Here is a 14,609-nt window from a genome sequence, read left to right as displayed (position 1 = left end):
AATTGGGTAGAAAAATTATTGTTATAATTGGCTATTTATTAATATACAAATAAATATTTGCATTTCTGCGAGTTTCCTTAATTAACTTTTATTACACTAAACATATAGATAGCATTAAAATTTAATAACATTAAAACATAATAAAAATCATATTCTTAACTACTTGATCGTATTTAAGCTCATACTATTATCATCAGTCAATACAAGACTGACGGCTTTAACAAACAGTTTCACTTATTCAATACTAGTAGCACTAAATAGTACTGTCACTGCTTTTTTTGCTATTAACCAAGCTAATACTATCTCCATAGGTATTACTTCATGCTGTTTAGCAATTTTATCTATTGCAACAAGAATAGCAAATCCACGTTCATTTAAATATTTCTCTACTCTCTGTCCACGTTTACTGTTCTTTAAATCAGCCTCACTTCTATATTTCCCTTATAAAAAGCCTGATGAACGATATTAGAATTCATCTGGCATCAACGTTTCTAGTAGATGCATTCGATCTGTAGGCAAAAGTAAATTATATTCTGCAGCGATAATTGTCCAATTGTGGGGTGTAAAGTAGATAAAATTTTCTTCTAAACCTCCACATTGAATTGTTTCTATAACTTCTAATGTTTTAGCATCAATCACATACACCTCACCGCCACAAAAGAACATAATAATTTTATTGCCCTCATAATGCCAATAGGAGTCACATAAAAGAGTAGAACGGTCTTCTAATGTATTTCTTTCTGTTAAGACATTACCACTTTTATCCAATAATTGAAAAATACACTGACGGTTTCTTCGCCCAACTAAATAGATTTTTTCACCATCAGGAGATAAAGAACTAACACAATATCTGAGATCTGTGGTAAGCGTAATAGGACCATTAGTTGTCCAGTAAAATAAAATATCCTGCAGTTCAGAAAAATAGTTTCCTGGGGCATTAAAAGTTAATAATACGGTATCTGTTGTTTGTGCTGTAGTCATACTTCTGACATCAAAACCTTTGGGAGCCTCATACCAATGCAGTAATTGTGCTGTTTCAATATCCCATATAGCTAACCCACTATTTCCTAACCAAGGAGTCTGTTGAGTTTTTAGCCATTGTTCTAATTTTTCATCAAAGAAAAGTTGATATGCTTCTTTTGCAACAAATAAGAAACTCCCCGTTTCGTCAAAAGCAATACTGTTTGTACTAAAGAAAGGACACACTATAGTTTGTAAAATATCACCCGTTGCTGTGCTCATAATCAGTATTTCAGCTTGTGCAAAACCGAATCCCTCATAATCAACCTCTACTGAATAATAAACTGCTAGTTTTTTACCATCATCTGTTAAGGCAATACTATATATAAACTCTTCCTTTTTTTTACACTCCACATTTTTATAAAGAAAAATTTGCTTTTGTGTTAATACATCCCAGACAACAACATCCGTATTGTCAATAACTAATGCAAAAAAAAGTCCATTGCGGGTAACAGCTAAATGAGTACTTCTTTTGTGATTTAATAATATGCCTCCTTGTTCTTTAATTTTACGCTCTAACTCTTTTTTACTCATCTTAGCTTCCCTTATATAACCACTTTTTAATTTATAAATCTTTTTCTAAAGAATAAAATTGCGTACTATCCAACTTATCTGTCTAGTAAGCATTTTCATATAGCCTACTATCCCATCCACACCTATCTATTAGAAAGCATTTTTACAGCTAAAACGTGTTTGCACACCCCTCTTTTCCCCTGATATTTGGAATACCATAGGCAGGTACAGCGTTCTGCTGATTGATCAATTGTTACTCGATAACTTAATTCATTATGCCTAACTTCTGCTATCACTTTATCTGGCTCTTTGCTAATAAAGGTAACGTGATTATCGTCAACTAATTGCTTAGCGTTTTTTAAACGAGGATTAAAGGCTAAAATATTTTCCATTTTAAAAGGTAATCGACGGAAATAATGCTGTTCTTGATACAAGTCGTAACCTAATAATCCCATGCTTGATAACGATTGAGTTAAGCCATCAGGATTATCTAGTGGTAATTTGATAGGTTCTAATAAACTGGGGATAAACGCTTGATTTGGACTTAATAAGGTATGAGCTTGCTCAAGCCAATCTAAAATATCAGCGCTTTCTAACAAAGGATCATTTATTAGACTATCTAATACCTTTCCCTCACCAGAAAAGCCACGGTATAAATCAGGCGAGTAAGCCAAAGTAAAGCGCATACACCCTAAGTCAGCAACAAAACAAGCACTTTGAGCGTCATCATTACTTTGAAAAATCCTTAACTCATCACAAAAAGGTAGTAATGTTGCCAATAGTTGTAAACGTTGTATGCCTCCAATACGTATTCCCTGTGCAGAGGCAATGGGAGTAAAGACAAATTTATTGGCACGGTTAATAATATAAAACTCCCCCTTCACTTGTCCCTTGGGCAAAGCTTGTAACAACTGCATACTCTGTAGTTTATTTAGCACAAAAACTGGTTTCATTTCAGCCAAACTGAGCTGTACGGTCGTCAACCCTTTAATCCAGCGGACAGGCAGTTTTACTTTTTTCTCAGTCACCTGCTCTTGTCCTGTTTCTAAAGTTACTTCATCACGACCGATACCTAAAGCGACTTTTTCATTTTTTTGAATACGGCTTAACGCATTTAAAATGGGATCATTAAAATCAACATTGGTGGTACCCTCTGCAACAAAATGCCCTTCCACGGCTGACTCCAATAAATCTAAGCGCGCATAAACACCATTACAGGAAGAAAAAGCTTCAAATCTTAATTGATCGCTACCCGCAGATACAATGGGATCTCTCAAACTCGGTGCTATAGGTAAAAAGCTAGTCCTAACTACTTTAGAAAGTAACATTAAGCATTTTGCTGTAGTGGCTGGATCAATTAAATAACCTTTAAAAAAGCTCGGTATTCTGTCTATCTCTGGCAGCTCGGCTTGGTGGGACAAGGCAATATCTGTTTGGTTATCACTATAACTAATGCGTGACGGTGTAGGGTAATTTATATGAGTATCAGTAATCATTATACCGTCCCATTTAACTGGCTAATTTTTTTGAGTAAGCTACTGAGTGACTTATGCTCTTGCCATTGTTTTAAAATAGGCAATAATTCATCACTGGGTGAAGTCTGTAAGCGTACTAGTAGATCAAAATATAGTTCTAATAGTTTTTTAAAATTATTCGGAAGCTCTGCTTTCTTTGCCATTCTCTTAAATATGATTTCAAGCCATTGCAACAACGCACTATTATGCAAAGCAGAAATATCTTTAAGTGCAGTTAATGCTTCTACTAAACGTCCTAATGGGGCATAGCCACCTCGAATAAGCATCACTAACCGTTTCGTTAGCTCCTCTAATGGAAGGCGTTGCTCTTGAATAGATTGAATAACTAACTCAATAGCCAATAAGCGAACTTCTTTTTGCTTCTTTAATAATCCACAAGCCAATACCCATAATCCATTACTACGATAAATAACTGTTAAATTAAAAGATGCTTCTAAAAACTCTCTTAAGGTATAGCCATTATAGTCAGCTTTTTCACCATTATATCTCATAATAAATAATGCAATAGATTCTTGATATTGAGGCATTAGGCTACAATAGTAACGTACATCACCAGGACTACCTAAATCAGTATAGGTTCTATCTTGATGAAATTCACCATCATAGCCTATCGCATACAAAAAACTATCCACAGCTTTTTGATAAGCAGGCAGTTTAAAAACTAATCTAATAACTTCATCTGTTATCTCTCCCTGAAAATAGCCACTAGCTTCTTTAATTAAGTTAAAGTTTGGTTGCCAAGGTTCTTGAACAAAAGGTATAGCTGATAATGCACCATTATTAAATACATCAAAAATGTGCTCAGGATAAAAAGTTCTAGCAGCGGTAGCCCAAACGCCTTCCATTAGCTGTATTTCTTTTCTATTAACTATTTCAGTCAATAAATCTACGGACTTTCTCTGCTTAATAGCTGAACTATCAGCTAGGCAAAAACGTATTAATAAAGCAAGTTCTGCACTAAGTTGCTCTGCTAAGATTAATGCTTCTTGAGTGTTTTCTCGAACCATTCTACTAATAGCAATACTTAAATCTATCTTATCAATGGGTTGTTGTTTTTCATAGGCAATTAACCGCTCCACTAATACTTTCGGATCAATCCAGTAGGGTTGATGTGTTGGTAAAGATAACAGTGGTAAGCAGTATTCTTTGTTAATACCACGACGTACATATTCCATTTGATTAAGTATAATATGAGCTGATCCCATACAATAAATATTAGTAAAATCTTTAGTAGGGTCCTCCAAGAGTGAAGCAAAACACATCCCAAAAATGTGACGAAAATAAAGCATACCTTGGATATTACCAAGCTGCTTGATATAAGGTTTAAGTTGTTTATCAGCATCCTCTGGAAAAAGGTGACGACAACACAGTAAAGTATATATTAATAACTCTGAATCAATAGGGTCGGTTGACTGAATAAAATGGCCAAATAAATAAAGTATCTCATCCCAACTAGTGGGCAAAGCAATTGTATTATCTGGCTGTAAACACTGCACATAAGGTATTTGATATTGATAGTGGCACACATCACGCGACGAAATATCATCAGGTATTGCCGATGCTAAAGAAACTAAATAATCAGCCAATTGCATTTTTAATGTACCTAATAACTGCTCCCGATACAGTTGAATTTTTTCAACAAGTGCAGTGTTTTTTACATCGCCATATTTTATAATAAATTTAGCGGCTCTTTCTTGCAGAGCAAGCTGTGGGATAACAAAAACATCAGCCACCAACAAGCATAAAATATGATGTTGACTTTGATCTTTTTTAGCTAACTTATCGAGTTCTATTATTAAAGTTTTGATGCTTCCCTTACAGTCATCACGCATCATTACCGCTGGTAGTTCATCTAAAAACGCGCTTAACTTAAAGCCTTTTTCCCATAACACTGGTTTTAATAAATCAACTGTAAAATTAATTACCGCACTTTGGTCAGACCTTAATAAACTAAATAAAATCTCTTGTAGTGTTAATGTTTCTTCTACTGTTATTTCATGTAGTTTAATTTGTTGTCGTATAAAGGTTTTTAATGTCCCATCCCAATTTTTATTTTGGATTAATAAGGTTTGTTCAAAAAAAACTATTCGCTCAATCAGTTGTTTATTCAGCATATAATTAAATACATACTGCCAAAAACTAAAATACTTCTCATCATATTTATAAATAAAAGCAATAGTGTACTCCCTATCATCATCACTGTCTTTTGAACAGAAAACGCTAGCCTGCATCTTAGTTTCATAAATAAACAATAACGGAATATCACGGCTTAACGCATATTGATCTGATAACAACCAATCAATATACTTCATATGTCTCTTTATATTCGTACTCCAACCATAATACTCGGCCACAGTGAGTGCAAATAGTTCTGGTTGATACTGTATTAACCCCTTATCCTCTAATGATCGCAATTTACGATAATTAAGCGGGGCTGTCGCCCATGGATTTCTCTTACGTATATCTAACAAATAATCATTCAACCACTGAGGTTTACGCCATTGTAAAACAGATAATGTATCTGGATCATTATGGTTAGCTAGATAATCCATCATGAGTTCCCATGATTTGGCTTCCGAAGCATCTAACAACGCTAAGGCCGTTAAATAAAGAATTTTTTCAGTAACTTCATTACCTCTTGTTCCCCACCTACTTTCAAGCGATGTATCAAATAATTTTCTAGGTTGTGCTGAAACAGGCTCTAACTGAATAACGTCCAACCAATACTTTCTGGCTTTTTTTAGATGCTTTTTAAGCTCAGTTACATGGCCTTTACTATAGGTTTGTAAAAAATCTAATAAACCTAGCAGATTATCGGTTTCTAAAATTTGATCATATAACCTAATAACTTCCTTTTTATCAACTACCTGTTTTTTATTCTCTATAGTCTGATTTGTAGTTTCTACTAAAGTTACTTCCCCAGATTCTGAATAGCCTTTTTTAATTTTTTCAGCAATCAACTTTTCTGCTTCTTTTAAACACAGTGCCTCACTAGCAAACTGCTTTGTTTTAGAAACACCTTGAGTTCCTATTTTTCCATAGGTTACAGTAAAACTATCTGCTTTCGTCTCAATGTTCCAAAACTTGCTGGAACTACCTTCCATGTATTTTAATTGTTTAATCATAATAATTTTTTTAGCAACCTATATGCTCATGAGTCAAGTTTAAATATATCTATTTTATTCATTGAGCTAGATAAAAATGGAACTGCTTCTAAGAAGCGAATGAAGAAAAGCTGTAGCAAAAACATTAACAAGGGATAAATACTCTACAAAATCAAGATAAAATAGCTTACCCCTGAATTATAATCTATAAGGAAGGGATCACAAGAAAAATTGATAAGAATTTTTAACACATAACACATACCATTTTTTTACACTAAATACCTATTTTTAATACAGTTATATAGTAAAAAAGATCAAAACCTTAGAATAAAAATTACAGAAATACCTATGTACATTCATATTCCCTCTAATTGCCCTGATTCCCCTCATATTGGAAGTTGTATAAGGTTAACTAATATTAACTTAAATATGATTCAACAAGGGATGGCTTGGTATTATCCATTTGCTAAGAAAAATGGCGGCTATGATAAAGAACAGGCTATAGCCAAACATAATAAAGTTGGTCTATGGTCTCAAAAAACCCTAGTTCCTTGGGAATATAGAAAGAGTAAAAAATAAACGAGCTTATATGGACCCTATTTATTTCAATTATTTATGGGGTTTCAGCAAGTATTTGTCGTACTTTGTCCAAGTCTTGTACATAACTAATAACTGATGGTGTTGTATTATAAGTTTGTTGTAATGTCTGACATTTAGAAACTATTTCAGACTGAACAATATCTAGCACTGTGACAGGCTCTTTTAAATTAATAACTTCAAGTACAGGTAAAGTTTTTTCTTTATCTTCCATAATTACTTCTCTTAATTAGTTTCTGCATTATATTTAAATCGTTCTAAACATGATCTTAGTAAGCTCGAACATGTATCAAAGTTTTCTTTTTGATCCATTCCTGAAGGCCATTTAGTACCATGAAGCAAGTTATTTCTAAAACGTAATATAATATATAACAATGCAGTAAGTATATCTTTAGGAGCATTACTCTCTCCTGATAAAACCTTTTTAACATATGTCTTATAATACTCAGAACTAAGTTGTAATTTTCTAAAATAGTCTGTAGTTCCACCATTTGTCTTAATATATCTATTTTTAAAATAAAGAAGTTCTGTAGTCCAAAAATTATCTATCAATGGATTACTACTACTCCATTTCTTCACTATATTCGTAATTTGATCAGATTGACTTGTGTGGGGTGGAGGATTTTTATCGAAAAAGTACTGTTCAAAGATCATCCATAAAATTGTAAAGCTATTAATAGCACGCTGAACTTCATTTTCTTCACTAAACTTAGGCTCATATTTTGCAAGAAAGTTAAATGTTTCATCATCTATTGCTTTTACTTTATGTATAACAGCTACTTTCATATTGATTCCTCTCAGTCATCCAATTAACACATAAAATACATCATTTTTTTACACTAAATACATATTTTTAATATATTTGTGTAGTATAATGGGTCAACAGTTTAGGATAAGAATTACAGGAGTACCTATGTTTGAACCTGCAAACACGAGTCATTTTAATTTCGATGTACAAGGCCTTGATTCGAGTGCAAACTTGCAAGTTTTATCGTTTGATGGCATAGAAGCGATCTCTAGTGATTATGCTGTTGAGATAATTTTAGTCTGTGATCATTTACGTTTTGATATTACTCAGTTATTAAGTAAACCTGCTTTTTTATCCTTTGATAGCAGTAAAAACACTGGTATTCATGGCATTATTCAAAACGTCAAACGAGCCGCTGTAGGTAATCATTATACTACGTTTAAAGTTGTACTTACGCCTACCCTCTCCCACCTTAAGAAACGTGTTAATCAACGGGTATTTCGTGATAAGACAGTACCAGAGATTATTAGTGTTGTTCTTTCTGAATATGGGTTAGCTGAAGGACACGATTTTTCTTTTAAGCTGAAAGAAACTTATCCTACCCTTGAGTATTGTACGCAGTACGATCAATCAGATTATGAGTTTATTAATCATTTAGCCGAATCTGTAGGGATCTTTTATTTCTTTTCTCATTCGTTATCGGGTCATCAATTAACCTTTGCTGATGCTAATCCATTCTTTTCTAGTTTGTCACAAGCAATTAAGTATGCCAGTGATACGGGGTTTGTTGCTAATGAACGGGTGATTAAGACTTTTGATATAGCTTTATCCAGTTGTACTACGGAAGTGTCTTTTAGAAATTATAATTTTGCTAATATGAAGACTCCTGAAGGTAACTCTCAAGGTATACTAAGTGATAAAGCCAATAAAGCCTTAGAACCCTTATTAGAGAGTTATGATTATCCCAGTAGACACTTAGATAAGAATAGAGCCGATCAGCTTGCTAAGATCGAAATAGAGCGTCTAAGAGCTACTCAGGTATTAGCCGAAGCCTATGGCGATGTGATTGGTTTACATGCAGGGTTATTTATTTCTATTGTTGATCATCCCCTAAAAGATACTGAACAGCCCTGGCTAATTCGTGAGATCCGTCATGCAGGTAAGCAACCTAGCGTTTTAGAAGCCTTTGGTGATGTAGGTACAGCTAATAATACTTCAGCCAGTCAATTAGATAAGTACTTTAACTACCCTGCTTCAGAATCATTACAATTTCCTTTGGAAGATTTTTCACAAGGCTATCGTAATGTCATGGTGCTTTCTCCGCGTGATGTACCTTACCGCCCTGCTAAACTTTATCCAAAACCTAAAGTATTAGGCACTCAAACAGCCATTGTAACAGGTGCAGCAGGTGAGGAAATTTATTGCGATGAATATGGTCGAGTTAAAATTCAATGCCATTGGGACAGAGAAGGCAATTATGACGAAAACTCGTCTCATTGGGTAAGGGTCGCTTCTAACTGGGCGCATAAGGGATATGGCAGCGTTATCATACCTCGTGTGGGCATGGAGGTTTTAGTGGAGTATGAGGAAGGAGACCCTGATTTTCCTATTGTGGTGGGAGCACTACATAATGGCGTGAATAAAGTCCCTTATGAGTTACCTGCTCACAAAACCCGATCGGTATTTAAAACCAGTTCGTCTCAAGGTGGTGTTGGTTCTAATGAATTTAGGATAGAAGATAAAGCTGGTGAAGAACAAATCTTTGTGCAAGCACAAAAAGATTTTGATCAGCTGACTAAAAATAACCACACTGTACAAGTTAATAATAACTCACACCTTCAAGTAAATAATGAACATAGCGAAACGATTAAAAAGAACCGTTATACCAAGAATGAAAGTGAAGAACATCATTTAACTCAATTAGATCGTAAAACACAGATTCTAATGAATGATTATAAGACGGTAGAACAAACAGAACATACCACGATTGGGACGATATTAACGACTGAAGCAGGTCAGGAAATTCACCTGAAAGCGGGTATGCAGTGTGTCATTGATGGTGGCTTATCCTTAACACTAAAAGCAGGTGGTCAACATATAGTATTAAATCCAGCAGGTATATGGATGACTACCCCACAGTGGACAGGGGGTGTACCTATGGAAGGTTCCCCTGCTGTACCTTTAGCTCCGTTAAATAAAACCAAAGCTGTAGAAATGGTATCGGCTCCCCCTGTTTCATTACTGCCTTATGTTCAGAACTCTAATAATCTTAGATTTCAATTTAAAGATAATATGCAGAAACCTTATGCTAATACACCATACATTGCTTATTTACCTGATGGTAATACAACTCAAGGTGTCACTGATAAAGATGGATACACCAAAGTTTTTTATAGTGGGGAGGCTGATGATGTAGATGTTCATCTTATATTAGACGATAATCAAGATACAGAAGAAACAATGTTGACTAATCCTGAGATAGAACAAAAAAATAATGTTCGTTTTCAATTTTTGGATGATGAACAAAAACCTTATGCAAGTACAGAATATATCGCTTATTTTGAAGATGGTACTAGCCTAGAAGGTCTCACAGACAAAGAAGGTTGTACTAGAATATTTTATTCGGCTACAAACGAAATTGTTGATGTACATCTATGTATTGAAAAGGAAGTTTAAACAATGCAAAAAGACAATCAAAAAGGAAAAGTATCAAGCGCTCAAACAACAGTATCCTCCATAAAAAATGGAGTTAATAATGTTGTTGTTAATATTTCTAGAAATAATTCAAAAAAATTGAAGCTTATACTGCTTTTTTGGGTAGCAGAAAAAGACAATATACCTATTCCAAGATATAAAGATAAGGCTTGGTTTTCAGAGTCTGCACAAACTAGACTACAGAATATAAAGAAAGCCACCTGGTATGATGAAAAAATCCATAAAATACACTCTATACCTATTTATGCTGTTCACGAAATAGGACCCATTATAAAAAATTGGACAGAAAAGTATGGTGGTAAAGAAAAAGTAGAAACCTTAGAAATTGGCGTCTTTTCTCATTGTGGATTAGATGGTCCAATAACTTATCTTACAAAAGTAACTCCACCAAACAATGATGTATTTCCTCATCAAATGGCTATCAAAGATGGTTGGGATAGCATTGACTATAATTGGGTAAAAGTAGGAGGACGTTATGTCTTTTATGGATGTAACTCTGGAACAGATGCGAATAATGGTTTTGCTAAAAGACTAGCAACTTTAGATAATTGTGAAGGTGTAGCTATTTGGGGACAATCCACAGCATCTTATCCATCATTTTATCCAACTTACAGAGTTTCTAATGTTATCAGAGCTTCTGAGATACAAGTACCCTATGCGTTTGATATAGGACATACATATATGGTAGGGTGTGATGGCGGTAAAGGTTGGGATGCAATGAAGTTTTCTTCTAAATTGACTGGCTATTTCTTTTTATCAGACAAAGATTTAGAAAAGAATCAATATCCTAAAGCTAACCCTATGAGATGCTTCGTAAAAGGAAATATCGCAATGACTACGCACCAAGGATTTTTTAACGATCACAGACAACCTAGTATCAACTAACTTATGAAACAGATTAACAAATTTATTATTTTAGCAATTACTCTAATCTTTCTTAATGGATGTGATTTTATGAATGAAAATTCAGAACCTAGCTTTAATGTGATTGGTGATAAGCAACTTGTCGAAAAAATAACAATTAATATTCGCACTATTCAGATGGGTAAAAATTACCCTGCTTATACAGATTCTAAAACTCAAACTTTATTAAAAGATAATAAACAGTATAAAGTAAAAAACGAAGCTGATTTCTATGAAGTTTATTTCTCTTATGGTGATCAAGTTGGAATGATGCAATTTGAAAATCTATTTAAACCTCTTAATGGCAGCATGAGTGATCGAATTAATGATTTACACATTTTAGTAAAGGATAACCAAATCTATTTAAAACACTTTGCTACGACACGTTATAAAAATGAAAATAGTGGTTTTGAAACTAATAAAGGCATCACATTAGAAGAGTTTTTCGAGCAACATCCAGAAATATCAGATGACGAAAAAGAAACCTATAAAGCAAGATTTTTTAATAATTTTCCTGCTGATAAACAAGAGTTTAAAAGAGACTCTATCACTAAGGAAACTGTAGATTACTTCAAATCCAAACCGTTAAACCAAAAAAAGACCTATGGCATTTTTCCCGATGACTTAAAGAAAATGGGCTTACCACCTGAAGAATTAAAGGAAATCCTAGAATATTATGATAAAGAAAAACCTATATTCCTCAATTCAAACTAAGTTTAAGGTTTACAAGGGAGGCTAGCTTATGGGAAATGATAAAGCAAAAGACAAAAGCCAGAGTCAAGGCAAAGGGAAAATATCCACAAATCAAACAGCACCTCCACCAACTCCAAATGGAGTAAATGATGTTGTTGTAAATATTACAAGAGAAAAGCTACAACTTATTCTATTATTTTGGGTCAAAGAACGAGATCAAGGTACTATTCGTTATACAGGCAATAGTCTGTTTTCTGAGACAGTACAAACCAGGCTTAATAACATTTATAATTCAAGTTGGTATAATAAAAACAAACACAAAGTACACTGCCCTCCTATTCAAGCAATCCATGAAATAGGAACTATTGTAAAAAACTGGATAACTAAATATGGTGGTCCTGATAAAGTTGAAACATTAGAGATTGGTGTCTGTTCTCATTCAGGATTAGATGGTCCTATAAGCTATCAAACTGCTGTTAATCCACCTGCTTCAAAAGAATGGCCTCATCAGATGGCTATCACGGATGGTTGGGATGCAATTGATTTTAACTGGAAACCTTCAGGAGCTAGGTGTGTTTTTTATGGTTGTAAGTCAGGAACAGACTCAGTAGATGGTTTTGCTATCCGACTATCTAAATTGAATAATTTTAAGAATGTAGCTGTATGGGGACAAACCACATATTCTTATCCATCATTCTATCCTGATTATCGAGTAACGACCTATGCTAGAGTGGCTTCTGCACCTGGCAGTTGGAGTGTAGGGCCAACATATATGATAGCAGCTAATCGACAAGAAGCATTAAAAGCACTACAAGGTCAAGATGGAGGAGTTTTGGAGTTAACTCCCGAACAGTTAAAATCCTATCCAGCAGCAAACCCTATGAAAAGCTATAAGTCAGGTACAACTATACAAACAACGCATCAAGGTGTATTTAACGATCATAGAAAAAATAAATCTTGATGAAACGTAAAATATTAACACTTATCCTATTACTCTTTTTACTAGTATTTTGGGGTGTTCGTTATGTGATAGCAGAACCACAAATTATTACTGTCTATAAAGAAGTGGATTTACGAGAAGATTCCGTAGTAGTTATTTTGCAGAATGCTCCAACAAATCATAAAAGCATGTATGATTATTGGTTAAAAATTCAGCCTGTACTAAAAGAAAAATATCATATTGAGCTAGTTGAGGAAGCAAACTCAATTGTATTTATGGAACCAACCTATAAAGAGCCACGCCATTTTGAAAATGAATATTGCTTTAGTAAAGACATTAAAGCTGAAGCTAAATGTATAGATAAAGATCAGCTTATACTGGGTGTTAGCTATTATACTTCTAAAGATTATTTTATATTATCTTTTCATAATCCCTTTTGTATGGCTCATCATTATAAAGATACTATTCTATCACCAGACGATGATTGCTTTAAATAGAAAAACCCTCTAATAAGAGGGCTTTCTAACTTTAAGTAAAACGCCTTAAATATATCTATTTGCTTTTTACTCAGTTTCTTTGGTTGTGTAATAGGTACATCATACTTTCTTACATCCATTATGAAATCCCCATATGTATAGGAGAGATCCCTACCTACTAGGTAAGAACTTCTCCTAGTAGGTAAGTTGAATGTTTTATGTTGGTTAATAGTTATAGTGTTCGCTCAAACTCATTGATTGTTCTACATAATGCTTCAATGTTTTCAACCGTTGGGCTATAACCTTTACCTTGAAAAAATATACAAAACCGATCTTCACTAGGATGATTCACATTCGTGTATTCATCATAAACTAATGCCTCCCTAAGTGCTTCTCTGTTTTCTACTTGGACTAAATGACATTCGATGTATGTCTTTAGTCTTTCTCTTTGGTCTACATTCATAAATGCTGCCATTTCATTAGTAGTCATTTTACCTTCAACACTTGAATAAGCATCAAACATTAACTCTAATGTATCTTCAACATCAGGAATAAGACCTGTATCTACCAAAAATGGATAGAGTCTTTGTGCAATATGAGCACCATCTAGTTGACACAGTGTGTAGTAGAGTTTATTTTTCATAAACACCCCCTAATCTGCATAGGATACATAAAGTACTATGAAATCAGGCTTATGCTCCTTAATCACCATAAAGTTTGGAATATAATCACTGATTATCTTCCAAATAGCTTCATAGTACTTAAGGGCATGATCACCTAATGTTTCAGCACTTTCTCGTAGATACCCTGTCTCAATAATATGAGTACTGGATACACCACAACTGTAATCAACTAACTGCTCACAAATACAATCGGTATCAATTTCTTTTATCCTATTTACTACTTCAATAGGAACTGACAAAGTATAAGTATTAGCTACTACATTGCCTTGTAAGTAATTAAGATTATAATTACTAATGGTTTCATTAAGATCTTCTAATTCTTCAGTAGAAGGATCTAAATAGGTTATTCCTGCAAAGCTAATGTTAAACCTATCATTACTAGAATCTTCCTTAGAGAAGTTTTCCTCTATTCTTAGAAGTTTTTTAGCTTGCTCATAGTTGAGTGTAGGAATGCTATTTAATAAAATTTTTCGTACACGCTCTATAAACACCCTATTTAGCTTGTGACCATATTCTGATAAGTTACCTGCATTATCTTTAAATAACGCTATAACTTCATCTTCTTCAGGTAAACTACCCTCAAGTTGAATATACTCATAAAGACTATCTGCAATAGGTGAATAGCCAGTCTCTGTTAATGCCACAATGACACGACTCATAATTAAATCTCCAAATAAATACT

13 protein-coding genes are annotated in these 14,609 nt (G+C 33.9%); 6 read left to right on the top strand and 7 right to left on the bottom strand.

The window, feature by feature from the left end; all coding sequences use genetic code 11:
• Positions 1 to 465 precede the first annotated feature (465 nt).
• The 3 genes from MTZ49_RS11055 to MTZ49_RS11045 all read right to left on the bottom strand — a co-directional run bounded on the left by MTZ49_RS11055 (position 466) and on the right by MTZ49_RS11045 (position 6,193).
• Complete coding sequence (locus MTZ49_RS11055) at positions 466 to 1,554, bottom strand: hypothetical protein (protein ID WP_264745604.1); 1,089 nt, start codon at positions 1,552 to 1,554, stop codon at positions 466 to 468.
• A gap of 122 nt (positions 1,555 to 1,676) precedes the next feature.
• Positions 1,677 to 3,029 (bottom strand): SWIM zinc finger family protein, encoded by a 1,353-nt coding sequence (locus MTZ49_RS11050; RefSeq protein ID WP_264745603.1) that lies wholly within the window; start codon positions 3,027 to 3,029, stop codon positions 1,677 to 1,679.
• Complete coding sequence (locus MTZ49_RS11045; RefSeq protein ID WP_264745602.1) at positions 3,029 to 6,193, bottom strand: WGR domain-containing protein; 3,165 nt, start codon at positions 6,191 to 6,193, stop codon at positions 3,029 to 3,031. The genes MTZ49_RS11050 and MTZ49_RS11045 overlap by 1 nt, the downstream gene beginning before the upstream one ends.
• A gap of 327 nt (positions 6,194 to 6,520) precedes the next feature.
• Here MTZ49_RS11045 and MTZ49_RS11040 point away from each other — a divergent pair, with 327 nt between their 5' ends.
• The gene (locus MTZ49_RS11040) at positions 6,521 to 6,751 is read left to right on the top strand and encodes a thermonuclease family protein (protein ID WP_264745601.1); all 231 of its coding nucleotides are present in this window, start codon (positions 6,521 to 6,523) and stop codon (positions 6,749 to 6,751) included.
• Between the two features lie 34 nt (positions 6,752 to 6,785).
• On the opposite strand, the gene MTZ49_RS11035 is transcribed toward MTZ49_RS11040, so the two are convergent.
• Both MTZ49_RS11035 and MTZ49_RS11030 read right to left on the bottom strand, forming a co-directional pair.
• Entirely contained in the window at positions 6,786 to 6,983 is a 198-nt protein-coding gene (locus tag MTZ49_RS11035; RefSeq protein WP_264745600.1) for a hypothetical protein, read from the bottom strand.
• An 11-nt stretch (positions 6,984 to 6,994) separates the two neighbouring features.
• Positions 6,995 to 7,555 carry a hypothetical protein gene (locus MTZ49_RS11030; RefSeq protein WP_264745599.1) on the bottom strand — a complete coding sequence of 187 codons (561 nt, stop codon included), beginning with the start codon at positions 7,553 to 7,555 and terminating at the stop codon, positions 6,995 to 6,997.
• Between the two features lie 127 nt (positions 7,556 to 7,682).
• On the opposite strand from MTZ49_RS11030, the gene tssI reads away from it, so the two are divergent.
• The 5 genes from tssI to MTZ49_RS11005 all read left to right on the top strand — a co-directional run bounded on the left by tssI (position 7,683) and on the right by MTZ49_RS11005 (position 13,265).
• Positions 7,683 to 10,193: a type VI secretion system Vgr family protein gene (tssI, locus tag MTZ49_RS11025; RefSeq protein WP_264745598.1), complete on the top strand. Its 2,511-nt coding sequence runs from the start codon at positions 7,683 to 7,685 to the stop codon at positions 10,191 to 10,193.
• A gap of 3 nt (positions 10,194 to 10,196) precedes the next feature.
• The gene (locus MTZ49_RS11020) at positions 10,197 to 11,117 is read left to right on the top strand and encodes a hypothetical protein (RefSeq protein WP_264745597.1); all 921 of its coding nucleotides are present in this window, start codon (positions 10,197 to 10,199) and stop codon (positions 11,115 to 11,117) included.
• Between the two features lie 69 nt (positions 11,118 to 11,186).
• Positions 11,187 to 11,849 (top strand): hypothetical protein, encoded by a 663-nt coding sequence (locus tag MTZ49_RS11015; RefSeq protein ID WP_264745596.1) that lies wholly within the window; start codon positions 11,187 to 11,189, stop codon positions 11,847 to 11,849.
• A gap of 28 nt (positions 11,850 to 11,877) precedes the next feature.
• Positions 11,878 to 12,789 carry a hypothetical protein gene (locus MTZ49_RS11010; RefSeq protein WP_264745595.1) on the top strand — a complete coding sequence of 304 codons (912 nt, stop codon included), beginning with the start codon at positions 11,878 to 11,880 and terminating at the stop codon, positions 12,787 to 12,789.
• A complete protein-coding gene (locus tag MTZ49_RS11005; RefSeq protein ID WP_264745594.1) occupies positions 12,789 to 13,265 on the top strand; it encodes a DUF943 family protein in 477 nt (158 codons plus the stop codon). Before MTZ49_RS11010 ends, MTZ49_RS11005 begins: the two co-directional genes overlap by 1 nt.
• A 211-nt stretch (positions 13,266 to 13,476) precedes the next feature.
• On the opposite strand, the gene MTZ49_RS11000 is transcribed toward MTZ49_RS11005, so the two are convergent.
• Together MTZ49_RS11000 and MTZ49_RS10995 are read right to left on the bottom strand one after the other, a co-directional pair.
• Entirely contained in the window at positions 13,477 to 13,887 is a 411-nt protein-coding gene (locus tag MTZ49_RS11000; protein ID WP_264745593.1) for a hypothetical protein, read from the bottom strand.
• 9 nt (positions 13,888 to 13,896) lie between these two features.
• Complete coding sequence (locus tag MTZ49_RS10995) at positions 13,897 to 14,586, bottom strand: hypothetical protein (RefSeq protein WP_264745592.1); 690 nt, start codon at positions 14,584 to 14,586, stop codon at positions 13,897 to 13,899.
• Between the last annotated feature and the right edge of the window lie 23 nt (positions 14,587 to 14,609).

The organism is Entomomonas sp. E2T0 (assembly GCF_025985425.1).
Classification (GTDB): Bacteria; Pseudomonadota; Gammaproteobacteria; order Pseudomonadales; family Pseudomonadaceae; genus Entomomonas.
Note: the sequence above shows the minus strand (reverse complement) of the source record. Positions and strands in the feature narration are given on the sequence as shown.